The organism is Streptomyces spinoverrucosus, from assembly GCF_015712165.1.
GTDB classification, from domain to species: domain Bacteria; phylum Actinomycetota; class Actinomycetes; order Streptomycetales; family Streptomycetaceae; genus Streptomyces; species Streptomyces spinoverrucosus_A.
Genome location: NZ_JADPZX010000001.1, coordinates 6,675,065 through 6,697,733, shown reverse-complemented (window position 1 = coordinate 6,697,733; position 22,669 = coordinate 6,675,065). Strand labels below are relative to the sequence as shown.

The 22,669-nt window shown below is 70.2% G+C and carries 18 protein-coding genes; 2 read left to right on the top strand and 16 right to left on the bottom strand.

Annotated elements, in window-relative coordinates:
• The first annotated feature begins 383 nt into the window (after nucleotides 1-383).
• Complete coding sequence (gene ileS / locus I2W78_RS30400; protein ID WP_196463442.1) at nucleotides 384-3,533, top strand: isoleucine--tRNA ligase; 3,150 nt, start codon at nucleotides 384-386, stop codon at nucleotides 3,531-3,533.
• A 200-nt stretch (nucleotides 3,534-3,733) separates the two neighbouring features.
• Here the strand turns inward: ileS and I2W78_RS30395 are convergent, their stop codons facing one another.
• The 16 genes from I2W78_RS30395 to rsmH form a co-directional block, all read right to left on the bottom strand.
• The gene (locus tag I2W78_RS30395) at nucleotides 3,734-4,861 is read right to left on the bottom strand and encodes a DivIVA domain-containing protein (RefSeq protein WP_196463441.1); all 1,128 of its coding nucleotides are present in this window, start codon (nucleotides 4,859-4,861) and stop codon (nucleotides 3,734-3,736) included.
• A 53-nt stretch (nucleotides 4,862-4,914) separates the two neighbouring features.
• Nucleotides 4,915-5,199 carry a YggT family protein gene (locus I2W78_RS30390; RefSeq protein ID WP_007448661.1) on the bottom strand — a complete coding sequence of 95 codons (285 nt, stop codon included), beginning with the start codon at nucleotides 5,197-5,199 and terminating at the stop codon, nucleotides 4,915-4,917.
• An 80-nt stretch (nucleotides 5,200-5,279) separates the two neighbouring features.
• Nucleotides 5,280-5,921, bottom strand: coding sequence for a cell division protein SepF (locus I2W78_RS30385; protein ID WP_196463440.1), 642 nt, complete (start codon nucleotides 5,919-5,921; stop codon nucleotides 5,280-5,282).
• A 129-nt stretch (nucleotides 5,922-6,050) separates the two neighbouring features.
• Nucleotides 6,051-6,770: a YggS family pyridoxal phosphate-dependent enzyme gene (locus I2W78_RS30380; RefSeq protein WP_196463439.1), complete on the bottom strand. Its 720-nt coding sequence runs from the start codon at nucleotides 6,768-6,770 to the stop codon at nucleotides 6,051-6,053.
• Nucleotides 6,771-6,776: 6 nt separating this feature from the next.
• On the bottom strand, nucleotides 6,777-7,508 hold the full coding sequence (gene pgeF, locus I2W78_RS30375) for a peptidoglycan editing factor PgeF (RefSeq protein WP_196463438.1): 732 nt from the start codon (nucleotides 7,506-7,508) through the stop codon (nucleotides 6,777-6,779).
• 10 nt (nucleotides 7,509-7,518) lie between these two features.
• Entirely contained in the window at nucleotides 7,519-8,709 is a 1,191-nt protein-coding gene (gene ftsZ / locus I2W78_RS30370) for a cell division protein FtsZ (RefSeq protein ID WP_196463437.1), read from the bottom strand.
• Nucleotides 8,710-8,987: 278 nt separating this feature from the next.
• Nucleotides 8,988-9,779: a cell division protein FtsQ/DivIB gene (locus I2W78_RS30365; protein WP_196463436.1), complete on the bottom strand. Its 792-nt coding sequence runs from the start codon at nucleotides 9,777-9,779 to the stop codon at nucleotides 8,988-8,990.
• Between the two features lie 26 nt (nucleotides 9,780-9,805).
• On the bottom strand, nucleotides 9,806-10,903 hold the full coding sequence (murG, locus tag I2W78_RS30360) for an undecaprenyldiphospho-muramoylpentapeptide beta-N-acetylglucosaminyltransferase (RefSeq protein ID WP_196463435.1): 1,098 nt from the start codon (nucleotides 10,901-10,903) through the stop codon (nucleotides 9,806-9,808).
• 6 nt (nucleotides 10,904-10,909) lie between these two features.
• On the bottom strand, nucleotides 10,910-12,271 hold the full coding sequence (gene ftsW, locus I2W78_RS30355; protein WP_196463434.1) for a putative lipid II flippase FtsW: 1,362 nt from the start codon (nucleotides 12,269-12,271) through the stop codon (nucleotides 10,910-10,912).
• Nucleotides 12,272-12,371: 100 nt separating this feature from the next.
• Nucleotides 12,372-13,811, bottom strand: coding sequence for a UDP-N-acetylmuramoyl-L-alanine--D-glutamate ligase (gene murD, locus I2W78_RS30350; protein WP_196463433.1), 1,440 nt, complete (start codon nucleotides 13,809-13,811; stop codon nucleotides 12,372-12,374).
• Entirely contained in the window at nucleotides 13,793-14,863 is a 1,071-nt protein-coding gene (gene mraY / locus I2W78_RS30345; RefSeq protein ID WP_196464781.1) for a phospho-N-acetylmuramoyl-pentapeptide-transferase, read from the bottom strand. The genes murD and mraY overlap by 19 nt, the downstream gene beginning before the upstream one ends.
• Nucleotides 14,863-16,278, bottom strand: a complete 1,416-nt coding sequence (locus I2W78_RS30340) for a UDP-N-acetylmuramoyl-tripeptide--D-alanyl-D-alanine ligase (protein ID WP_196463432.1) — start codon at nucleotides 16,276-16,278, stop codon at nucleotides 14,863-14,865. The genes mraY and I2W78_RS30340 overlap by 1 nt, the downstream gene beginning before the upstream one ends.
• A gap of 28 nt (nucleotides 16,279-16,306) precedes the next feature.
• Nucleotides 16,307-17,827 carry a UDP-N-acetylmuramoyl-L-alanyl-D-glutamate--2,6-diaminopimelate ligase gene (locus I2W78_RS30335; RefSeq protein WP_196463431.1) on the bottom strand — a complete coding sequence of 507 codons (1,521 nt, stop codon included), beginning with the start codon at nucleotides 17,825-17,827 and terminating at the stop codon, nucleotides 16,307-16,309.
• Nucleotides 17,828-18,063: 236 nt separating this feature from the next.
• Nucleotides 18,064-20,019: a peptidoglycan D,D-transpeptidase FtsI family protein gene (locus tag I2W78_RS30330; RefSeq protein WP_374222734.1), complete on the bottom strand. Its 1,956-nt coding sequence runs from the start codon at nucleotides 20,017-20,019 to the stop codon at nucleotides 18,064-18,066.
• Nucleotides 20,020-20,024: 5 nt separating this feature from the next.
• On the bottom strand, nucleotides 20,025-20,660 hold the full coding sequence (locus I2W78_RS30325; protein WP_196463429.1) for an FtsB family cell division protein: 636 nt from the start codon (nucleotides 20,658-20,660) through the stop codon (nucleotides 20,025-20,027).
• Nucleotides 20,661-20,718: 58 nt separating this feature from the next.
• Nucleotides 20,719-21,675 (bottom strand): 16S rRNA (cytosine(1402)-N(4))-methyltransferase RsmH, encoded by a 957-nt coding sequence (rsmH, locus tag I2W78_RS30320; protein ID WP_196463428.1) that lies wholly within the window; start codon nucleotides 21,673-21,675, stop codon nucleotides 20,719-20,721.
• A 417-nt stretch (nucleotides 21,676-22,092) separates the two neighbouring features.
• Between rsmH and I2W78_RS30315 the strand changes: the two genes are divergently transcribed.
• Nucleotides 22,093-22,641, top strand: a complete 549-nt coding sequence (locus I2W78_RS30315; protein WP_196463427.1) for a beta-class carbonic anhydrase — start codon at nucleotides 22,093-22,095, stop codon at nucleotides 22,639-22,641.
• Nucleotides 22,642-22,669 lie beyond the last annotated feature (28 nt).

Here is a 22,669-nt window from a genome sequence, read left to right as displayed (position 1 = left end):
ACACACATCCCCGCCTCCCCGACCCCCTCCGAAAATCCGGTCGGCCACTGTCCGCCCGGCGCCGTACACTGGGCGGAGCGAAAAGCTTGGATGGGGACGAGTAGCGGCGTACGCAGCCCAGAGCGACCCGGGGACGGTGGAAGCCCGGGGGCGAGCGCGACGTGAAGATCACCCCGGAGCCGCCGGAAGAAAGCCCAGCCGAAGAGCCAGGGTCGGTAGAACCGGCATCGCGACCCCAATGAGGGGGCTCACCGAGGCACAACAGTGCGTCGGCGGGCCAAGGAGGGTGGTACCGCGGGAGCGCGCCGAAACCGGCGTAAGGAAAGACTCGGCTCTCGTCCCTCCGGACGGAAGGCAGCAAGTCCGCCGGAGGAAGCTCGCAGATGACAACGCCGACGTACCGCCAGGTGCCCGCCCAGGTCGACCTGCCCGCCCTCGAGCACGCCGTGCTCGACTTCTGGCGTGAGCAGAAGATCTTCGCCAAGACTCTGGAGCAGTCCGAGGGCCGCCCCGAGTGGGTGTTCTACGAAGGCCCGCCCACCGCGAACGGCATGCCGGGCGCCCACCACATCGAGGCCCGCGTCTTCAAGGACGTCTTCCCCCGCTTCCGCACCATGCGCGGCTACCACGTGGCCCGCAAGGCCGGCTGGGACTGCCACGGCCTCCCGGTGGAGCTGGCGGTGGAGAAGGAGCTGGGCTTCTCCGGCAAGAAGGACATCGAGGCGTACGGCATCGCCGAGTTCAACGCAAAGTGCCGTGAGTCGGTGACCCGCCACACCGACGCCTTCGAGGCGCTGACGACGCGCATGGGCTACTGGACCGACCTCCAGGACCCGTACCGCACGATGGACCCCGAGTACATCGAGTCGGTCTGGTGGTCGCTGAAGACGATCTTCGACAAGGGCCTGCTGGTCCAGGACCACCGCGTCGCCCCCTGGTGCCCGCGCTGCGGCACCGGCCTGTCGGACCACGAGCTGGCCCAGGGCTACGAGACGGTCGTGGACCCGTCCGTGTACGTCCGTTTCCCGCTCACCTCCGGTCCGCTCGCCGGCGAGGCCGCGCTCCTGGTGTGGACGACGACCCCCTGGACCCTGGTGTCCAACACGGCGGTCGCCGCGCACCCGGAGGTCACCTACGTCGTCGCGACCGACGGCAAGGAGAAGCTCGTCGTGGCCGAACCCCTGGTCGCCAAGGCGCTCGGCGAGGGCTGGGAGACCACCGGCCAGACCTTCACCGGCGCCGAGATGGAGCGCTGGACGTACCGGCGCCCGTTCGAACTGGTCGAGTTCCCCGAGGGCACGGAAGCCCACTTCATCGTCAACGCCGACTACGTCACCACCGAGGACGGCACCGGCCTGGTCCACCAGTCCCCCGCCTTCGGTGAGGACGACCTCAGGGTCTGCCGCTCCTACGGCCTGCCGGTCGTGAACCCGGTCCGCCCGGACGGCACCTTCGAGGAGGACCTCCCCCTCGTCGGCGGCGCCTTCTTCAAGAAGGCCGACGAGAAGCTCACCGAGGACCTCGGCAACCGCGGCCTGCTCTTCAAGCACCTGCCGTACGAGCACAGCTACCCGCACTGCTGGCGCTGCCACACCGCGCTGCTCTACTACGCGCAGCCGTCCTGGTACATCCGCACCACGGCCATCAAGGACCGCCTCCTGGAGGAGAACGAGCGGACCAACTGGTACCCGGACACGGTCAAGCACGGCCGCTACGGCGACTGGCTCAACAACAACATCGACTGGGCCCTGTCCCGCAACCGCTACTGGGGCACCCCGCTGCCCATCTGGCGCTGCGAGGACGACCACCTCACGGTCGTCGGCTCCCGCGCCGAGCTCACCGAGCTGACCGGCACCGACCAGTCGAACCTCGACCCGCACCGCCCGTTCATCGACGAGGTCACCTTCGCCTGCCCGGCCGAGAACTGCGGCCAGACGGCCACGCGCGTGCCCGAGGTCATCGACGCCTGGTACGACTCCGGTTCGATGCCGTTCGCACAGTGGGGCTACCCGTACAAGAACAAGGAACTCTTCGAGTCCCGCTACCCGGCGCAGTTCATCAGTGAGGCCATCGACCAGACCCGAGGCTGGTTCTACACGCTGATGGCGGTCGGCACGCTGGTCTTCGACAAGTCGTCGTACGAGAACGTCGTCTGCCTCGGCCACATCCTCGCCGAGGACGGCCGGAAGATGTCCAAGCACCTGGGCAACACCCTGGACCCGATCCCACTGATGGACCGCCACGGCGCGGACGCGGTCCGCTGGTTCATGGCGGCCGGCGGCTCCCCGTGGGCGGCCCGCCGTGTCGGCCACGGCACCATCCAGGAGGTCGTCCGCAAGACGCTCCTCACCTACTGGAACACGGTCGCCTTCCAGGCCCTGTACGCCCGCACGTCGAACTGGGCCCCGTCCGCGGCCGACCCGGCCCCGGCCGACCGCCCGCTGCTCGACCGCTGGCTGCTGTCCGAACTGCACGCGCTGACCGACCAGGTGACCCAGTCCCTGGAGGCGTACGACACCCAGCGCGCCGGCAAGCTGCTGTCGGCGTTCGTCGACGATCTGTCGAACTGGTACGTGCGCCGCTCCCGGCGCCGCTTCTGGCAGGGCGACAAGGCGGCGCTGCGCACCCTGCACGAGGTCGTCGAGACGGTCACGAAGCTGATGGCCCCGCTGACCCCGTTCATCACCGAGCGGGTCTGGCAGGACCTGATCGTGCCGGTCACGCCCGGGGCGCCGGAGTCCGTGCACCTGTCCTCCTGGCCGGAGGCAGACCTCGCCGCCATCGACCCGGAGCTGTCGAAGCAGATGGTGCTGGTGAGGCGGCTGGTGGAGCTGGGCCGTGCCACGCGCGCGGAGTCGGGTGTCAAGACGCGTCAGCCGCTGAGGCGCGCGCTGATCGCCGCGACCGGGTTCGACGCCCTCTCCCCCGAACTGCACACGCAGATCACTGAGGAGCTGAACGTCGAGTCGCTCGCGTCGCTGAGCGAGGTCGGCGGCTCCCTGGTCGACACCACGGCCAAGGCCAACTTCCGCGCGCTGGGCAAGCGGTTCGGCAAGCGGGTCCAGGACGTCGCCAAGGCCATCGCGAACGCCGACGCGGCCGGGCTGTCCCTCGCCCTGCGCGAAGGCACGGCGTCGGTGGAGGTCGACGGCGAGACGATCACGCTGGCTCCGGACGAGGTCATCATCACCGAGACCCCGCGTGAGGGCTGGTCGGTGGCGTCGGACTCGGGTGCCACGGTCGCCCTGGACCTGGAGATCACGGAGGAGCTCCGCCGGGCGGGCCTCGCCCGTGACGCGATCCGCCTGATCCAGGAGGCCCGCAAGAACAGCGGCCTCGACGTCGCCGACCGCATCGCCCTGCGCTGGACGGCGACCGACCCGGCGACCGTCGCCGCGCTGACCGAACATGCCGGGCTGATCGCCGACGAGGTGCTGGCAACGGACTTCGCGTCCGGCGAGGCAGACGGCACGTACGGCGAGGCGTTCACGGACGAGCCTCTGACCCTGACGTTCCGCCTCCGCAAGGCGTAACACCACTCGAAGGCCCGGTCCGCCAAAGAATCTTGGCGGACCGGGCCTTCGGCGTTGCGTACGCCCACACAACTGCGCCCATAGCCGAACACGCGCGGCAAATGCCATGAACACGCGTAGCAAAAGGGCGGGGCCCCGGAATTGGAATCCGGGGCCCCGCCCTATGAACGCTGCCGACGTCTACGCCGTACTACGAACCGTCAGTTGTCGTCCTCGTCGATGAGGAACCCACGCATCGGCGAGGGAGCCTGACCCATCGGCGACGGGCCCTGCGGCCGTACCGGCGCCATCGGCTGGGTCATCGCGGGGGACATCTGCTGCTGACCGCCGTAGGACGGAGCGGCCGGCGAGGGGGCGCCGCCCATCGTCTGGTTGCCGCCGTACGACGGGGCACTCGCGCCGGCCGGGGCCATGGAAGGCGCCGGGGACGGCGGGAGGGACGCGGTCGCCGGAGTGCGCGGCGGGGCGAGCGAGTCGTCCGCTTGGGTCTCCAGCTGACGCAGCTGCGACTCGAGGTAGGACTTCAGGCGCGTGCGGTACTCCCGCTCGAAGCCGCGCAGGTCCTCGACCTTGCGCTCCAGCGTGGCGCGGGCGGACTCCAGCGAGCCCATCGCGACACGGTGCTTCTCCTGGGCGTCCCGCTCCAGCGCGTCGGCCTTGGCGCGGGCGTCCCGCTCCAGACCCTCGGCCCGCGAACGAGCCTCGCCGACGATCTTGTTGGCCTCGGAACGGGCCTCCGCGATCGCCTGGTCGGCGGTCTGCTGGGCGAGCGACAGAACGCGCGCGGCGCTGTCGCCACCGGGGCCGCCCTGACCGGGACCGCCCATCGGGCCACCCATAGGACCGCCCATGGGGCCGCCCATCTGCTGCATGGGGGGCTGGCCCATCGGCCCCGGACCCTGGCCCATCGGACCGGGACCCTGCGGGCCACCCTGACCGCCGGGACCGGCGGGCAGCTGCGGGGCACCGCTCGGCAGCTGGGGCGGACCACCCATGGGGCCACCCATCTGCTGCTGCGGCGGGCCCGATATGCCGGCGGGGACGGGAGCGCCGGGACCGCGCATGCCCTGCTGCGGCATGCCGCCCTGCTGCTGGTCCTGCGGTCCGCCGGGACCCTCCGGGGGCTTGCGCATGTTCTGCTGGTTCTGGGCAGCAGCACGCGTGGCCGCGGCCAGCTTGGCGCGCAGGTCCTCGTTCTCGCGGAGCAGGCGGGTCAGTTCGGCTTCGACCTCATCGAGGAAGGCATCGACCTCGTCCTCGTCATAGCCTTCTCGGAGGCGGACGGTCGTGAACTGCTTGTTCCGCACGTCCTCGGGGGTCAACGGCATCTCTTCACCTCAACGTAGTCGTCGGCATTCGGCAAGACCGTAGTTCACATCGCTCACAGCCGGCTCACGATCGAGATCAGGATGTAGACGATGATCATCAGTACGAAGAAGGACAGGTCGAGCGCCACGCCCCCGAGACGCAGCGGCGGAATGAACCGCCGCAGAAGCTTGAGCGGTGGATCAGTGACAGTGTAGGTGGCCTCCAGAACGACCACCATCGCCTTGCCGGGTTGCCATGAGCGGGCGAACTGGAAGACGTAGTCCATGACCAACCGGAAGATGAGCACGATGAGGAAGCACATCAGCGCGATATAGACGACATCCAGGACCACGCTCATGACCCTTGCTTCCCTCTCCCCTGATCCGTGCTCTGGGTACTGCTCGGTGATGCTTGTACTGCTGTTTCCGGTCGTGCGTCTCAGCTCTGGTTGAAGAACCCGCCCTCTGCGATGCGGGCCTTGTCCTCCGCCGTGACATCGACGTTAGCAGGAGACAACAGGAACACCTTCTGCGTCACCCGCTCGATACTGCCGTGAAGACCAAACACCAAACCCGCCGCAAAGTCGACAAGTCGCTTGGCATCTGTGTCGTCCATCTCAGTCAAGTTCATGATCACCGGGGTGCCCTCACGGAAGTGTTCCCCGATGGTACGGGCTTCGTTGTAGGTCCGCGGGTGAAGTGTGGTGATCCGGTACGGCTCTCGTTCCGACACGACCTTGGGCATGATCACCGGTGCGTTCTTCTCCAGGGACTGACGTTCTTGTGTGATGGATGCCACGGGCGCGATGCGCGCCGGGCGTCCGGATTCCGCGGGTAGCGAAGCGGCGTGGACGATCGGCTCGCGGGGCGCCGGAGGCTGCACCACTCGTACCGGTTCGTCTCTTTGGGACTGATGTGCACCGTGGGACTGGTGCGACGACTCGTGACGCCGGTGGTCCCGTTCGGGCTCCGGGTCGAGTTCGGGCTCGAAGTCGTCGTCGGGGTCGAACCCCCGGCCGTCGTACCCATCGTCCTCCACGAGGCCGAGGTAGACCGCCATCTTGCGCATCGCGCCGGCCATGCTCTGAGTCCTCCGCTCTGTGGTGGATCGGCTGACGACTGCCAAGTGCCCGCCATCCACGAGGTCGTTACGCCCGCCCTTCGACGGAAATGACCATATTTTCTGCTGTGGTCCGACTTCTTGGCGACGTTACCCGAGCCTGGGGCGGACTCCGAGTACCGCGGTGCCGACGCGCACATGTGTCGCTCCGGCGGCCACGGCCTGTTCGAGGTCCGCGCTCATCCCTGCCGAGACCATGGTGGCAGCCGGATGGGCCCTGCGCAGGTCAGTCGACAAATCCATCATCCGCTCGAACGCCGCCAGTTCGCGTCCCGCGTACTCTCCGGTGAGCGGCGCGACGGTCATCAGCCCGTCCAGCCGCAGCCCCGGAGCCCCGGCCACGAGGTCCGCCAACTCCCCGATTCCGCCGGGCGCCACGCCGCCCCGCTCCCCTCTCGCGCTCTCGCCCGCGTCGAGGGCGACCTGGAGGAGACAGCCCACCTCACGCCCGGCGCGCACGGCCTCCTTGGACAGAGCCGTGACAAGCCTGGAACGATCGACGGACTGCACGAGATCGGCGTAACCGACCACGGACCGCACCTTGTTGGTCTGCAACTGACCCACGAAATGCCACGTAAGGGGCAGATCCGAGCATTCCGCGGCCTTGGGAGCCGCGTCCTGGTCGCGGTTCTCGGCGACATGGCGCACACCGAGTTCCGACAGGATCCGCACATCGGCAGCGGGATAGGTCTTGGTGACCACGATCAGGGTCACCTCCTCGCGCCGCCGCCCGGCGGCCGCGCACGCGGCGGCGATCCGCTCCTCGACTTCGGCCAGATTTCCGGCGAGTTCGTCCTTACGGTCCGTCATGTCCCATCAGTCCAGCCATACATAGCCCGCGAGCCGACCGGTGGTGCGGTCTCGGCGGTACGAGAAGTGGTCGCCCGACTCCAGCGTGCACACCGGCGACTGCGCCCGGTCGCGCACCCCGAGCCGGGTGAGCTGGGCGTGCACGCCGGCGGCCACGTCGACCGCGGGCGTGCCCCAACTCGTCTCGGCGTACGCCTCCGGCTCGACGGCGGCCACCTCGGCGCGCATCGCCTCCGGCACCTCGTAGCACCGGCCGCACACGGCGGGTCCCGTGCGGGCCACGATCCGGTCCGGTTCGGCACCCAGTTCCATCATCGCGCGTAGCGCGGCGGGGACGACGCCGGCGACCATGCCGGGCCGGCCCGCGTGGGCGGCGGCGACGACCCCGGCGACGGGGTCGGCGAGCAGGACCGGCACGCAGTCGGCGGTGAGGACGGCGAGGGCGAGGCCCCGCCGCCGGGTCACGACCGCGTCGACCGAAGGGATCGGCGCGGCGGAGTCCCAGGGTCCGTCGACCACGGCCACGTCGTCGCCGTGCACCTGGTTCATCCAGACGACCCGTCCGGCCTCGAGTCCCAGGGACTTGGCGGCCAGCTCACGATTGGTCCGTACCGCCTCGGGGTCGTCACCGACCGCCCCGCCGAGGTTGAGCTCCTCGTACGGAACGGCGCTCACCCCGCCCCACCGGTCGGTGAAGGCGAAGTGCGCGCCGTTCACGCTCTCGCGCTGTCCTATCACTTCAGAAACATCACTTCAGGAAGTCCGGTACGTCCAGTTCCTCGGCCGCGCTGTCCGCGTAGGTGCGCGACGGCGGGACCGGCGGCGGGGCCTGGATCTCGCTCACCGGCTCGGGCGCGGGCTCCGGCTCCTCCTTCGGCTTGACGCTGCCGAGGGCGCCGAAGGACGGGCGGCTCTCGGTCTGCCGTACCGGAGCCGGCTCCTCGCGCTTGGCGGAGGTCGAGCCGAGGACGTTGTCCCGGCGGGCGGGGGGCTGGCCCCCGTCGAAGCCGGCGGCGATCACGGTGACCCGGACCTCGTCGCCGAGGGCGTCGTCGATGACCGCGCCGAAGATGATGTTGGCCTCGGGGTGGGCGGCCTCGCTGACCAGCTGGGCGGCCTCGTTGATCTCGAACAGGCCGAGGTCGGAGCCGCCGGAGATGGACAGCAGCACACCCCGGGCGCCGTCGATGGACGCCTCAAGGAGCGGCGAGGAGATCGCCATCTCGGCCGCGGCCACCGCGCGGTCGTCGCCGCGGGCCGAGCCGATGCCCATGAGGGCCGAACCGGCCTCGGACATGACCGACTTGACGTCGGCGAAGTCGAGGTTGATGAGGCCGGGGGTGGTGATGAGGTCGGTGATGCCCTGGACGCCGGAGAGGAGGACCTGGTCGGCCGACTTGAAGGCGTCGAGAACCGAGACCTGGCGGTCCGAGATGGACAGCAGCCGGTCGTTCGGGATGACGATAAGGGTGTCGACCTCTTCGCGGAGCTCGGCGATGCCGTCCTCGGCCTGATTGGCGCGGCGCCGTCCCTCGAAGGTGAACGGGCGCGTGACCACACCGATGGTGAGGGCACCGAGGGAGCGTGCGATGTTGGCCACGACGGGCGCGCCGCCGGTGCCGGTGCCGCCGCCTTCACCGGCCGTTACGAAGACCATGTCGGCCCCCTTGAGGACCTCCTCGATCTCCTCGCGGTGGTCCTCGGCGGCCTTGCGGCCGACGGCCGGGTTGGCTCCGGCGCCGAGTCCGCGGGTGAGTTCACGGCCGACGTCGAGCTTCACGTCGGCGTCGCTCATCAACAGCGCCTGTGCGTCGGTGTTGATGGCGATGAACTCGACGCCCTTGAGACCGACCTCGATCATCCGGTTGATGGCATTGACACCACCGCCGCCGACACCGATGACCTTGATGACTGCGAGGTAGTTCTGCGGTGCTGCCACGTCGAAGGCCTCTCGCCTCGAATTACGTGCCGTCGTCTCGCGGTGCCCCGCGGTCCGACGACTGATGCCGAATGGGACGGTCCGTATCGCCGACCCGAACCCTAACGCTGAAGTTTAGGGTTACCAGTGTGTCTGTTCCCTGGAGTCTTCTGAACAGGACACTAAGTCGACAAGTGGCGCACGTTCAACGAACACGCCGAACCTCCCGTTTTTCTTTTCACCCTATGTGATCAGCCGTAGCGCTGCCCAACCAGGGTGCTGGCCTGCGCGGATGTGCGTCAACTCCCTGATGACGCAGGCGCGGTGGGAACGCTGACGTCGAAGTGCCGTGCGCCGGGGGCCGCTTTCATGAGAGCGGTGAGCGTACGGGCCTTCGCGGGCCCCTTCTCACCGCTCCCCCACGCGACGGTGCGTCGGCCGCTCAACTCCAGTGAGATGTCGTCGTAGGAACGGACCTTGACGACCTGGGTCTGGCGGGCGACCGCGGCCGGAACGGCACCGGCGACCCGGACCGCCTCGCGCACCAGGCGGGCCTCGCCGAAGCGGCGGTGGCTGGCCGCGGCGGAACCCGACCGGGACACCGTCAATTCGAGGAACGGAACACCTTTCGGGGCCTCAGAAACCGTGGCGAACCGGACACCTTCATCGTCCACTTCCACGAACTTGGCGCCCTTTTTGACGAGCAGAACCGGAGTCCGCTCGGTCACTTTCAGGACGATTCCATGGGGCCAGGAACGGACCACCTGAACCGCGTCAATTCGGGGCAATTTCCGGCGCAGTCGCGCCTCAATCCCGTCGGTGTCGACGGAAATCAGCGGCGCCCCGACCGGCACGTCGGCGGTCTCGCGCACCTGCGTGGGCGTCAGAACGCGGGTGCCGGAGACGGTCACACGCTCCACGCGCGTCCACTGCGAGCCGTACAACAGCCAGCCGGCACCGGTACCGAGAAGAATCAGGACAATCGCAAGGATGATGATCGTACGAAGCCTGGGCGGCCTCAACCGCCGGGCGCGGGGCGGGCCGGACGACTCCTGCTGTGCACCGCGCTCGGCGGTGGTCGGTCCGGCCACGCTCCCTGCCTTCCGTTCAAACGTGCCTAACGGTGTGCACGGTTGGCGGCGATCGCCTCGTACACCATGCCGACGAGGAGTTCGTCGGCGTCCCGGCGGCCGAACTCACCGGCGGCGCGGGACATCTCGTACAGCCGGTGCGGGTCGGCGAGCACGGGCAGGACGTTCTGCTGCACCCACTCAGGGGTGAGTTCCGCGTCGTCGACCAGCAGTCCGCCACCGGCCTTGACCACCGGCTGGGCGTTCAGCCGCTGTTCGCCGTTGCCGATGGGCAGCGGGACGTAGGCGGCCGGGAGTCCGACGGCGGAGAGTTCGGCGACGGTCATCGCGCCCGCGCGGCAGAGCATCATGTCGGCCGCGGCGTACGCGAGGTCCATCCGGTCCAGGTAACTTACCGGGATGTAGGGGGGCATCCCCGGCATCTGGTGCACCTGCGGCAGTTCGTTCTTCGGGCCGACCGCGTGCAGGATCTGGATCCCCGCCTGCTGCAGCCACGGGGCGACCTGCTGGACCACCTCGTTGAGCCGGCGCGCGCCCTGCGAGCCGCCGGTGACCAGCAGGGTCGGCAGGTTGGGGTCGAGGCCGAACATCGCGCGGGCCTCGGGGCGGGCGGCGGCCCGGTCGAGGGTGGCGATGGAGCGGCGCAGCGGGATGCCGATGTAGCGGGCGCCGCGCAGCTTGCTGTCGGGGGTGGAGACGGCGACCTGGGAGGCGTACCGGGAGCCGATCTTGTTGGCGAGGCCGGGCCGGGCGTTCGCCTCGTGGATCACGATCGGCACACCGAGCCGCTTGGCGGCCAGATAGCCGGGCAGCGCCACATAGCCGCCGAAGCCGACCACGGCGTCCGCCTTGGTGCGCTCAAGGATCTGCTCGGCCGCCTTGATCGTGCCGCGCAGCCGGCCCGGGACGGTGATCAGCTCGGGCGTGGGCTTGCGCGGCAGCGGTACGGCGGGGATCAGCGCCAGCTCGTAGCCGCGCTCCGGGACGAGCCGGGTCTCCAGGCCGCGCTCCGTGCCCAGGGCCGTGATCCCCACCGTCGGGTCCTGCCTGCGCAGGGCGTCCGCGAGGGCGAGCGCGGGCTCGATGTGGCCGGCGGTCCCCCCACCAGCGAGTACGACATGCACCGAAATTCACCGCTCTCCGGACGAGCGCGCCGGGGCGCGCCGTCGCATCGTGTTCCAACTCCGGGGACTCCGATTCGACGCAGTACCCCCAGCCCCCCGCTTTCTACCAAAGCGAGGTTGCCGCATCGCAAGCGCCGCCCGCGCAGCGGGCTCGTCGCGCGCGAAGGCGATCATCAGCCCGATGGCGAACATGGTCGGCAGCAGGGCGGATCCCCCGTAGGAGAACAGCGGGAGGGGGACGCCGGCGATCGGCAGCAGGCCGAGCACCGCACCCATGTTGATCACGGCCTGGGCCGTGATCCAGGTGGTCACACCTCCCGCGGCATACCTCACGAAGGGGTCCTCCGTGCGTCCGGCCACGCGGATACCCGCATAGCCTAGAGCGGCGAAGAGGGCGAGCACCGACAGCGTCCCCGCCAGGCCCAGTTCCTCACCGGTGACGGCGAAGATGAAGTCGGTGTGCGCTTCGGGGAGTTGACCCCATTTTTCCACACTCGCACCGAGCCCGGAACCGAAGAGTCCGCCGGAGGCGAGGGCGTAGATGCCGTGCACGGCCTGCCAGCAGGAGCCGTCGGGGCCCATCTCGGTGGCGCCGATGCAGCGGAACCGGTCCAGCCGGTTGGAGCTGCTCTGGATGAGGATCGTGCCGAGCACGGCGGCGACCGCCAGCACACCGACGAACAGCCGGGTCGGGGCGCCCGCCAGCCACAGCAGGCCGAACAGGATCGCGGTGAGGATGATCGCGGTGCCCATGTCGCCGCCGAGCATGATCAGGCCCAGTAGCAGGAACGCGACCGGCGCCAGCGGCACCAGCATGTGCTTCCACTGCGCCAGCAGGTTCCGCTCCTGCTTGCGGGCGAGCAGATCGGCACCCCACAGCACCAGGGCGAGCTTGCCGAACTCGCTGGGCTGGATCTGGAAGGAGCCCCCGAGGGCGATCCAGTTCTGGTTGCCGTTGACGGCCATCCCTATCCCCGGCACCTGCACCAGGGCCATCAGGAAGACGGCACCGGCCAGGAACGGGTAGGCCAGCGCCCGGTGCAACTTCACGGGCATCCGCGAGGCGACGTACAGCAGCACCGCGCCGATGACGGCGGCCAGCATCTGCTTGCGGAAGAAGTACGACCCCGGCAGGGACTTCTGCAGAGCGGTGATCTGGGAGGCCGAGTAGACCATCACCAGGCCCAGCACGGTGATCAGCAGGCTGCCGCCGAGGATGAGGTAGTACGCGGTCAGCGGCCGGTCCCAGGCCCTTCGCGCGCGCGTGAAGGACCGTACGAAGGCGTTCTCGCGCGCCGGCCGGTGGGCGGCGGGCGCGCGGACGCTCCGGGGAGCCGGAGGACGTCCTGTACGGCTGCCGGAGCTCACCGGCCACCACCGGCGGGCAGCCGCCGACCAAACCCGAGCCACATCCGAGTCACCCGTCCCTCCAAGGGTCCCAAAGCACCCGCCGTGGCCGAGACCGCCGTCAGGCGCCCGCGCCGAGTTCGCGAACCGCCGCCGCGAACGCGTCTCCCCGCTTGTTGTAGTTGGCGAACATGTCCATAGAGGCACAGGCAGGTGCCAGGAGCACCGTGTCTCCGGTGACGGCGAGTCGCCGTGCCTCTTCGACAGCCGCGAGCATCGCCCCAGTGTCGGTCCGGTCGAGGTCGACGACGGGTACTTCCGGGGCGTGTCGCGCGAGGGCGTCCCGGATCAGGGCACGGTCGGCGCCGATGAGCACGACCCCGCGAAGTCGCTTGGCCGACTTGGCGACCAGTTCGTCGAAGGTCGCGCCCTTGGCCAGTCCGCCCGCGATCCACACGATCGACTCGTACGCCGCCAACGAGGCCTCGGCGGCGTGGGTGTTGGTGGCCTTGGAGTCGTCGACGTACGCGACCCCGTCCACGTCGGCGACGTGCGCGATGCGGTGGGCGTCCGGGGTGAAGGCCCGCAGCCCGTCCCGTACCGCCGTGGGGGGCACGCCGAAGGCGCGTGCGAGGGCCGCGGCGGCAAGGGCGTTGGCGATGTTGTGCGGGGCCGGCGGGTGGACGTCGGAGACCTCGGCGAGCTCCTGGGCGTTCTTGTGCCGGTCCTCGACGAAGGCGCGGTCGACCAGGATGCCGTCCACGACGCCGAGTTGGGACGGCGCCGGCGTGCCCAGCGTGAAGCCGATGGCCCGGCAGCCCTCCTCGACGTCCGCGGCGCGCACCAGGTCCTCGGTGGCCTTGTCGGCGGCGTTGTACACGCAGGCGACGCGATTTCCTTCGTAGATACGGCCCTTGTCGGCTGCGTACGCCTCCATGGAGCCGTGCCAGTCGAGGTGGTCGGGGGCGAGGTTCAGCACGGCGGCGGAGTGGGCGCGCAGGGAGGGCGCCCAGTGCAGCTGGTAGCTGGACAGCTCGACGGCGAGGACGTCGTACTGCTCGTCGCCGAGCACCGCGTCCAGCAGGGAGACGCCGATGTTGCCGACGGCGGCGGTGCGCAGTCCCGCGGCCTTCAGGATGGACGCCAGCATCTGCACGGTCGTGGTCTTGCCGTTGGTGCCGGTCACGCAGAGCCAGGGCGCCGCGTCCGGGCCGCGCAGCCGCCAGGCGAGTTCGACGTCGCCCCAGATCTCCAGGCCGGCCTCGCGGGCCGCCGTGAACAGCGGCTTGTCCGGCTTCCAGCCGGGCGCGGTGACGATCAGCTCGGTGCCCTCGGGCAGGGTCGACCCGTCGCCGAGGCGGACGGTGACACCGAGCGCCTCCAGCTCGGCGGCCTGGGCCCGGGCGCGCTCGTCGGCGCCGTCGTTGACGACGGTGACGTGCGCGCCGAGGCCGTGCAGGACCTTGGCCGCCGGGACGCCGGAGACGCCGAGCCCGGCGACGGTGACGTGCTTGCCCCTGACCATCGAGGACACCGAGGAGGTCACTTTTCTGCTGCCCATCCCGCGTAGAAGAGGCCCAGTCCGACAATCACACAGATGCCCTGAATGATCCAGAAGCGGACCACGACAAGGACTTCGGACCAGCCCTTGAGTTCGAAGTGGTGCTGCAGTGGCGCCATCCGGAAGACGCGCTTGCCGGTCATGCGGAAGGAGCCGACCTGGATGACCACCGACATGGTGATCAGCACGAACAGGCCGCCGAGGATGGCCAGCAGCAGCTCCGTACGGGAGCAGATGGCCAGACCGGCGAGCACACCGCCGAGCGCCAGCGAACCGGTGTCACCCATGAAGATCTTGGCCGGTGAGGTGTTCCACCACAGGAAGCCGAGGCAGGCACCCATCAGCGCGGAGGCGACCACCGCGAGGTCGAGCGGATCCCGCACCTCGTAACAGGCGCCCGGGTTGGTCAGGGTCAGCGCGTTGGCGCAGGACTCCTGGAACTGCCAGACGCCGATGAACGTGTAGGCGCCGAAGACCAGCACGGACGCACCCGTGGCGAGGCCGTCGAGGCCGTCGGTGAGGTTCACGCCGTTCGACATCGCGAGGATCATGAACAGCGCCCAGATCACGAACAGCACCGGGCCGATCGTCCAGCCGAAGTCGGTGATGAACGACAGCTTGGTGGAGGCGGGTGTCTGGCCCCGGCTGTCCGCGAACTGCAGGGAGAGCACAGCGAAGGCGATGCCGACGATCAGCTGGCCGGCCATCTTCGCCTTGGCCCGCAGACCCAGCGAACGCCGCTTGACGATCTTGATGTAGTCGTCCAGGAAGCCGACCAGACCCATACCGGCCATCAGCCCGAGCACCAGCACGCCCGAGAAGGTCGGCGAGTAGCCGGTGATCAGCTTGCTCAGGAAGTACGCGGCGATCGTCGCCAGGATGAAAGCGATACCGCCCATGGTCGGCGTACCGCGCTTGCTGTGGTGCTCGCGCGGGCCGTCGTCGCGGATGTACTGGCCGTAGCCCTTGCGGGCCAGCAGCTTGATCAGCAGCGGGGTGCCGATCAGCGTCAGGAAGAGGCCAATGACTCCTGCGAACAGGATCTGCTTCATCATCGGGCGGCAACCTCACCCTCGGCACCGGTCTCGAGCAGCGCCTGGGCAACGCTCTCGAGGCCGACCGAACGGGACGCCTTCACGAGTACGACGTCCCCCGGGCGCAACTCGCTGCGCAACAGGTCGACCGCCGCCTGTGCGTCGGACACGTGCACCGACTCCTCACCCCACGAACCCTCGTTATATGCGCCCAGTTGCAGCCAGGCGGCTTCCCTGCCCCCGACCGCGACGAGCTTGCTGACGTTGAGCCGGACGGCGAGCCGTCCGACCGCGTCGTGCTCGGCGAGCGCCTCGTCCCCGAGCTCGGCCATCTTGCCGAGCACCGCCCACGTACGACGCCCCTTGCCCATGGCCACCAAGGCGCGCAGGGCGGCCCGCATGGACTCGGGGTTCGCGTTGTAGGCGTCGTTGACGACCGTCACGCCGTCCGGGCGCTCGGTGACCTCCATCCGCCAGCGGGAGAGGGAGCCCGCCTCGGAGAGCGCGGTGGCGATCTCTTCCGCGGACATGCCCAGCTCATGGGCGACGGCGGCCGCGGCGAGCGCGTTCGACACGTGGTGCTCACCGTACAGGCGCATGGTCACATCGCTGCACCCGGAGGGTGTGTGAAGAGTGAAAGAGGGCTGGCCGGAGTCCGTCAGACGCACGTTCTCGGCGCGTACGTCCGCTTCGTCGGCCTCTCCGAAGAGGATCACCTTCGCCTTGGTACGCGACGCCATGGCGCGTACGAGGGGATCGTCGGCGTTGAGGATCGCGGCGCCGCCCTCCTCCGCCGGGGGCAGTGCCTCGACGAGCTCGCCCTTGGCCTGCGCGATCTGCTCGCGGCCGCCGAACTCCCCGATGTGCGCGGTGCCGACGTTGAGCACCAGGCCGATCTTCGGGGGCGTCAGGTCGGTGAGGTAGCGGATGTGGCCGATTCCGCGTGCGCCCATCTCCAGCACCAGGAATCTGGTGTCCTCGGTGGCGCTGAGTGCGGTCAGCGGCAGCCCGATCTCGTTGTTGAACGATCCGGGCGTCCACACCGTCGGCGCCTTGCGCTGGAGCACCTGCGCGATCAGGTCCTTGGTGCTGGTCTTGCCCGCGGAGCCGGTGAGCGCCACGAGGGTGGTGCCGAGCTTGCGTACGACATGCCGGGCGAGGGCGCCGAGGGCCGTCTGGACGTCGTCCACGACGATCGCGGGCACGCCGACGGGGCGCGACGCGAGCACCGCGACCGCGCCCGCCTCGACGACCTGGGCCGCGAAGTCGTGGCCGTCCACGTGTTCGCCGACGAAGGCGGCGAACAGGCTGCCGGGCGCGGCCTCGCGGGAATCCCGGACGACCGGTCCGGTCACCTGGGCCGACGGATCCGGTATGTCGTGCGTCTGCCCGCCGACGACTTCCGCGATCTCGGCGAGAGAGAGGGCGATCACAAGTTCATCCCCTGGATCTGGTGGATTTTCATCCCTGGGTTTTCTGGATTGCTTCGCGCAGCACCTGGCGGTCGTCGAACGGACGGACCACCCCGGCGATGTCCTGGCCCTGCTCGTGGCCCTTGCCCGCGACCAGCACGGTGTCCCCGGGCCGCGCCCGGCCGACGGCGGCGGCGATGGCGGCGGCGCGGTCCTCGAAGAGCAGCACCTCGCCGCGTTCGTGCGCGGGCACCGTCGCCGCGCCCTGCAGCATCGTGGCGAGGATCGCGAGCGGGTCCTCGGAGCGGGGGTTGTCGGAGGTCAGTACGGCCGTGTCGGAGAGCCTGGCCGCGGCGGCGCCCATGGGGCCCCGCTTGGTGGTGTCCCGGTCGCCGCCGCAGCCGAGCACGACGTGCAGCCTGCCCTTGGTGACCTTGCGCAGCGCCTTCAGGACGGATTCGACGGCGTCCGTCTTGTGGGCGTAGTCGACGACCGCGAGATAGTCCTGACCGGCGTCCACGCGCTCCAGGCGGCCCGGCACTCCCGGCACGGCGGCGATGCCGTCGGCGGCGGTCTGCGCGTCGAGCCCGGCGGCGGCGAGGGCGACGATCGCGGCGAGGGTGTTCGCCACGTTGAAGGGGCCCGGCAGCGGCGACCTGGCGCTGATCCGCTCACCCTGGGGGCCGAGCACGGTGAACGGCGAGTCCAGCGGGCCGACCTCGACGTCCTCGGCGCGCCAGTCGGCGTCCGGGTGGCCCTCGGCGGAGTAGGTGACGACCGGGACGGTGGCCTCGCGGGCGAGCCTGCGGCCGTACTCGTCGTCGATGTTGACCACGCCGAGTTTGCTGCGTTCCGGCGTGAAAAGCTGCGCCTTGGCCCGGAAGTAGTCCTCCATGTCGGAGTGGAACTCCATGTGCTCCGGGCTGAGGTTGGTGAACACGGCGACGTCGAAGACGCAGCCGTCGACCCGGCCGAGGACCAGCGCGTGGCTGGAGACCTCCATGGCCACCGCCTCGACCCCGCGCTCGCGCATCACGGCGAACAGGGCTTGCAGGTCGGTGGCTTCGGGCGTGGTGCGCTCGGACTTGATGCGCTCGTCGCCGATCCGGGTCTCGACCGTGCCGATCAGGCCACTGCTGTGGGCCGTTTTGAGGCCGCCCTCGACGAGATAGGCGGTGGTGGTCTTGCCCGAGGTGCCGGTGATGCCGATCTGGAGCAGCTCGCGGCCGGGCCGGCCGTAGATCGTCGCCGCCAGCTCGCCCATCCGCGCGCGCGGGTCGTCGACGGTGAGCACCGGCAGACCCATGGCGGCGGCGCGTTCGGTGCCGGCCGGGTCGGTCAGTACGGCGGCGGCGCCGAGGCCGACGGCCTGGGTGACGAAGTCGGCGCCGTGCGCGCGGGCACCGGGCAGGGCGGCGTACAGGTCGCCGGGGCGGACGGCACGCGAGTCATGGGTGATGCCCGTGACCTCGGCGGCCCCCTCCGGGACGGCGACACCCAGCTGGTCGGCGAGGTCCGCGAGGGGTGTGGCGGAGACCCGTTCCGGCCTGGGCGGTCCCGGATATGTCACGGGAACGTCCTTCTGGGTGGTTTGGGACTGATCAGCGTGTGGCACGGCGGTGAGCGTACCGGGCGCACCCGCTCCGGAGCGAAGTGAGGGGCGGGGGGTGCTCTGGTTCCCGGGATCGGGGGTGATCGTTGTCACGGATGGTTCCTGGGGTGCTCGGTGCTGATCGGGTGTTCTGTGGTGGGTGCTCTGGGGTGGGTTCTCTGCGGTGGGTCTCTCTGTCGGCTCGGGTGCGGTGGTCAGGGTTTGAAGGTGACCGGGAGGTTCGCGGGCTTCGCTCCGGTCGGCGGGATCTGGAGCGTCTTCAGGGCGAACTCCATCACCTGCTTGTAGACGGGTCCGCAGATCTGGCCGCCGAAGTAGCTGCCCTTGGTGGCGTTCTGGATGGCGCAGTACACGGTGACTCGGGGCTTGTCAGCGGGGGCGAAGCCGGCGAACGACGAGGTGTAGCCGCGGTACTTGCCGGTGGCCGGATCCACGCGGTTCGCGGTGCCCGTCTTGCCCGCGACCCGGTAGCCGGGGATGCGGGCCTTGGTGCCGGTGCCCTCCTCGTCGTCGACGACCGACTCCAGCATCCGGGCGAGCGTCGTGGCCGTCTTCTCGCTCACGACCCGCGTCTTCTCGGGCTTCGGGGCGGGCGTGAACTGTCCGTCCGGTCCCTTCGTGCCGCGCACGAGCGTCGGTTCGACGCGTACGCCGCCGTTGGCGATCGTCGAGTACACGGAGGCCGCCTGCATCGCGTTGATGGACACGCCCTGGCCGAAAGGAATCGTGTACTGCTGCGATGTCGACCACTGGTCCGGCGGCGCGAGGATGCCCTTGGTCTCGCCGGGGAAGCCGAGCCCGCTGTAGCTGCCGATGCCGAACTTGCGCAGGTACTTGTAGAGCATCCGGTTGGCCTCGGCCTGCGTTTTGCCGAGCTGTCCGGTGGCCAGGATGGTGCCGATGTTGCTGGACTTGGCGAGCACGCCGTTGAGCGTCAGGTACCAGGTCGGGTGGTCGATGTCGTCCTGGAACAGCCGGTCGCCGCGGTGCAGCCGGTTGGGCACGACCACGTGCGTCTGGGGCGTGGCGACGTTCTCCTCCAGCACGGCTGCCATCGACATGACCTTGGCGGTGGAGCCGGGCTCGTAGGCGTCCTGGAGGGCCGCGTTGCCCATGGCGGCCGCGTCGGCCGTGGTCAGGTCGTTGGGGTCGAAGCTGGGCGAGTTGGCCATGGCGAGGATCTCGCCGGTGCGGGTGTCCTGCACGATCACATAGCCGCGGTCGGCGTCGGACTTCTCCACCTGTTCGGCGATGGCGTTCTGCGCGGCCCACTGGATGTCGCGGTCGATGGTCAGCTCGATGTCGGAGCCGGGCACCGCGGGTGTCTCGGTGGAACCGACGGTCGGCACCTGCAGGCCGCCGGACTGGGCGTAGCGGATCTTGCCGTCCTCGCCGGCCAGCCGCTCGTTCAGCTGCTGCTCGATGCCGCCGCCGCCCTTGCCCTCGGCGTTGACCCAGCCCAGTATCCCGGCGGCGAGGTCGCCGTTGGGGTACACGCGCTTGCTGCTGGGTTCGGCGAGGACGCCGGCGAGGAAGTTGACGGTGCTCTTGTCGGTCTTCGCCTTGGTGGCGAGCGCGGTCCGCAGGTCCTTGATCTGCCTCCAGACCTGCGGGGTCTGCCGCCCGGCGAGCTTGACGTAGCGCAGGGTCCGGTCCTGGGGGCGGAGCTTTCGGACGAGCTCGGCCTGGTCCTTGCCGAGGATCGGCGCGAGCAGCGCCGCCGCCTGCTCGGGCCCGTCGTCGATCTTCAGCTGCTCGCGGGTGAACAGCGTGGGGTCGGCGGTGATGTCGTACGCGTCGACGCTGGTCGCCAGGGCCACTCCGGCGCGGTCGGTGATCTCGCCGCGCTGGGCGGCGAGGGTGTGCACGACGTACCGGTTCCGCTCGGCCTTGGCGGCGTACGCGCTCGCGTCGACGGCCTGCACCTGGAGCAGCCGTACGACGAAGACCAGCAGGACGAGGGTGAACGTGAAGCCGATCAGGCGCAGCCGGGGGCGGGGGCTGCCGAGGCGAATCGCCTTCGGGGCCGGGCGGGGCGGGGCGGGGCGGCGCGCCGGGCGGGCGCCGGGGCCGGGTCGCCGTCGGCCGTCGGCGCGCTCGGGCCGCGCGGGTCCGGGCACGCGGCGACGCGGCGATTCCCTGTCGGTCACTTCCGTCACCTGCCGGAGGGTGTGGTCGGGAGGGGGGCGGGCGTGCTGGCGAGCGGGCGGGGCGCGGGGGCCGTGGAGGTGACCCTGGTGGCCGGCGAAGCGGTGGGGGTGGCCGTGGTGGCCCGTGGGGCCGTGGGGGTGGCCGGGGCGGGACTGGCGGCGGTCGGTGTGATCCGCTGAAGCGCCGAGGGGAGCGCCGCGGAGGGAATGGACACGGGTGCGGTGGTCATCGCCTCGGGGGCGAGGACGAGGGGGTGGCGGGCGGAGGCCGGTTCGGCGTCGACGGGGGACGGGACGCCCTTGACGGTGCCGTCGGGGTTGAGGAAGGCGGGGTCCGAGCCGGGGACCATGCCGAGTTCGCGGGCGCGGCGCTGGAGGGCGTCGGGGGCGGAGTAGGCGTCGATGTCGCGCTGGAGGGCCTGTTCCTCGTCGGTGAGGCTCTTGGTCTCCTTCTGCAGGTCGTCGAGTTGGAACGACCCTTCGCTGAGCGCCGAGTTCAGCACCAGCAGGCCGATGAGGCCGCCCCCGAGGAGCAGGACGACAAGGAGGACGAACGGCGTCCGGGCAGCCTGCGCCCGTCCGGTCGGGAGGAACTGCGCGAGCCGTGCGGCCCTCCCCCTCAGTTCGGGTTTCCTACTCACTCACCCTCCCCTGCGTGGGTTCGATTTTCCAACCGAAACCCACGCCCCGTCGGTTGCCTCACTCGACGTCCTCCCTGATCCGCTGCGCCCCGCGCAGTCGCGCCGGGGCCGCACGGCGGTTCTCGGCGACCTCTTCCTCGGTGGGAAGTTCGGCACCGCGGGTGAGCAGCTTGAGCCGGGGCTGGTACTGCTCGGGCACCACCGGCAGCCCGGGGGGCGCGGTGCTGGCGGCACCCGCCGCGAACACCTGTTTGACCAGCCGGTCCTCCAGCGAGTGGTACGACAGGACGGCGATCCGCCCGCCCACGTCCAGCGCCTTCACCGCCGCCGGGATCGCCCGCTCCAGCACCGACAGCTCGCCGTTGACCTCGATGCGCAGGGCCTGGAAGGTGCGCTTGGCCGGGTTGCCGCCGGTGCGCTTGGCGGCCTGCGGCAGCGCGTCCCGGATCAGCTCCACGAGCCGCGCGCTGTTGCTGAACGGCTCCTTCTCGCGCTCCCGCACGATCGCGGCGACGATCCGCTTGGCCTGCTTCTCCTCGCCGTACGCGCGCAGGATCCGCACCAGCTCACCGGCCGGGTAGGTGTTGAGGACCTCGGCGGCGCTGATGCCGCTCGTCTGGTCCATGCGCATGTCGAGCGGGGCGTCCTGCGCGTAGGCGAAGCCGCGGTCGGCCTCGTCGAGCTGCATGGAGGAGACCCCGAGGTCGAACAGCACGCCCTGCACGCGCGCGATGCCGAGCCTGTCCAGCACGTCGGGCAGTTCGTCGTACACGGCGTGCACCAGGGTGGCGCGCTCCCCGTACGGTGCGAGCCGCTCGCCGGACAGGCGCAGCGCCTCCTTGTCCCGGTCGAGGGCGACGAGGCGGGCCTGGGGGAAGCGCGCGAGCAGCGCCTCGCTGTGGCCGCCGAGGCCGAGGGTGCAGTCGACGACCACGGCTCCGGGCCGCTCCAGCGCGGGTGCCAACAGGTCCAGGCACCGCTGGAGCATCACCGGGACGTGTCGACTCTGGCTCAAGGGGCCCTCTCAGGTCCGGCGGGCCGTACGCACCGCCGGGTCCCCGCCCGCTCGTGAAGGGGAGGCCTGCCGGCGCCGGAAGCGTCAGCCGGCCGGGAGCGGGTGGAGGCCGAGCCGTACGTACGCGCCGCGCACGCGGGGGATCTCCGGCGGCTACGCCGGAATCCTGGGGAATTCGATTCAGCGGGGAGAGCCTCGCCTCCCGCTTCGCGTCACTTTAGTCCACCCCCTGTCGCGGTCAATCAACCGGCTTGCGCGTCGCGGCGGCGGACGGGAACCAACCCGCGAACCGGCGAGGATCACTCGCAAGGGCGCATACGCGCCACGCTTGTGGGTTAGCTCACATCACGGCCTGATGACGCTCTTTGTCCTCCCCACAACAGGACCCGATCGGCCGTGACCAGTAACGTCATCACCATGACGACTTCTGCATCGGTTCCCGCCGGCCCCGAGGACGCCATAGCCCGCGTCGGCACCGTCACCGACCGCGTGGTCGAGGCCAACCAGGAGTACGCGGCGGCCTTCACCGACCCCGGCCTGGACGCCGCCCCGGCCCTCCAGGTGGCCGTCGTGGCCTGCATGGACGCCCGGCTCGACCTGTACCCCGCGCTCGGCCTTCGGCTCGGCGACTGCCACACCATCCGCAACGCGGGCGGCGTCGTCACCGACGACGTGATCCGCTCGCTCACCATCAGCCAGCGCAAGCTCGGCACCCGCAGCGTGGTCCTCATCCACCACACCGGCTGCGGCCTGGAGAGCCTCACCGAGGACTTCCGCACCGAGCTGGAGGCGGAGGTCGGCCAGCGCCCGGCGTGGGCGGTGGAGTCCTTCAAGGACGTCGAGCAGGACGTACGGCAGTCGATGCGCCGCGTGCGTACCTCGCCGTTCCTGCAGCACACCGACGACGTGCGCGGCTTCGTCTTCGACGTGCGGACGGGTCTGCTGCGCGAGATCGACCCCGCGTAACCGTCGCCCGGGACTCTCGTTCCTCGGG

What these genes read in the sequence shown, in the direction of transcription:
- I2W78_RS30315 (WP_196463427.1), top strand. Translation starts at nt 22,093, where the DNA reads ATGACGACTTCTGCATCGGTTCCCGCCGGCCCCGAGGACGCCATAGCC.
- I2W78_RS30385 (WP_196463440.1), bottom strand. Translation starts at nt 5,921, where the DNA reads ATGGCCGGCGCGATGCGCAAGATGGCGGTCTACCTCGGCCTCGTGGAG.
- I2W78_RS30380 (WP_196463439.1), bottom strand. Translation starts at nt 6,770, where the DNA reads ATGACGGACCGTAAGGACGAACTCGCCGGAAATCTGGCCGAAGTCGAG.
- I2W78_RS30390 (WP_007448661.1), bottom strand. Translation starts at nt 5,199, where the DNA reads ATGAGCGTGGTCCTGGATGTCGTCTATATCGCGCTGATGTGCTTCCTC.
- ileS (WP_196463442.1), top strand. Translation starts at nt 384, where the DNA reads ATGACAACGCCGACGTACCGCCAGGTGCCCGCCCAGGTCGACCTGCCC.
- mraY (WP_196464781.1), bottom strand. Translation starts at nt 14,863, where the DNA reads ATGAAGCAGATCCTGTTCGCAGGAGTCATTGGCCTCTTCCTGACGCTG.
- I2W78_RS30395 (WP_196463441.1), bottom strand. Translation starts at nt 4,861, where the DNA reads ATGCCGTTGACCCCCGAGGACGTGCGGAACAAGCAGTTCACGACCGTC.
- murD (WP_196463433.1), bottom strand. Translation starts at nt 13,811, where the DNA reads ATGGGCAGCAGAAAAGTGACCTCCTCGGTGTCCTCGATGGTCAGGGGC.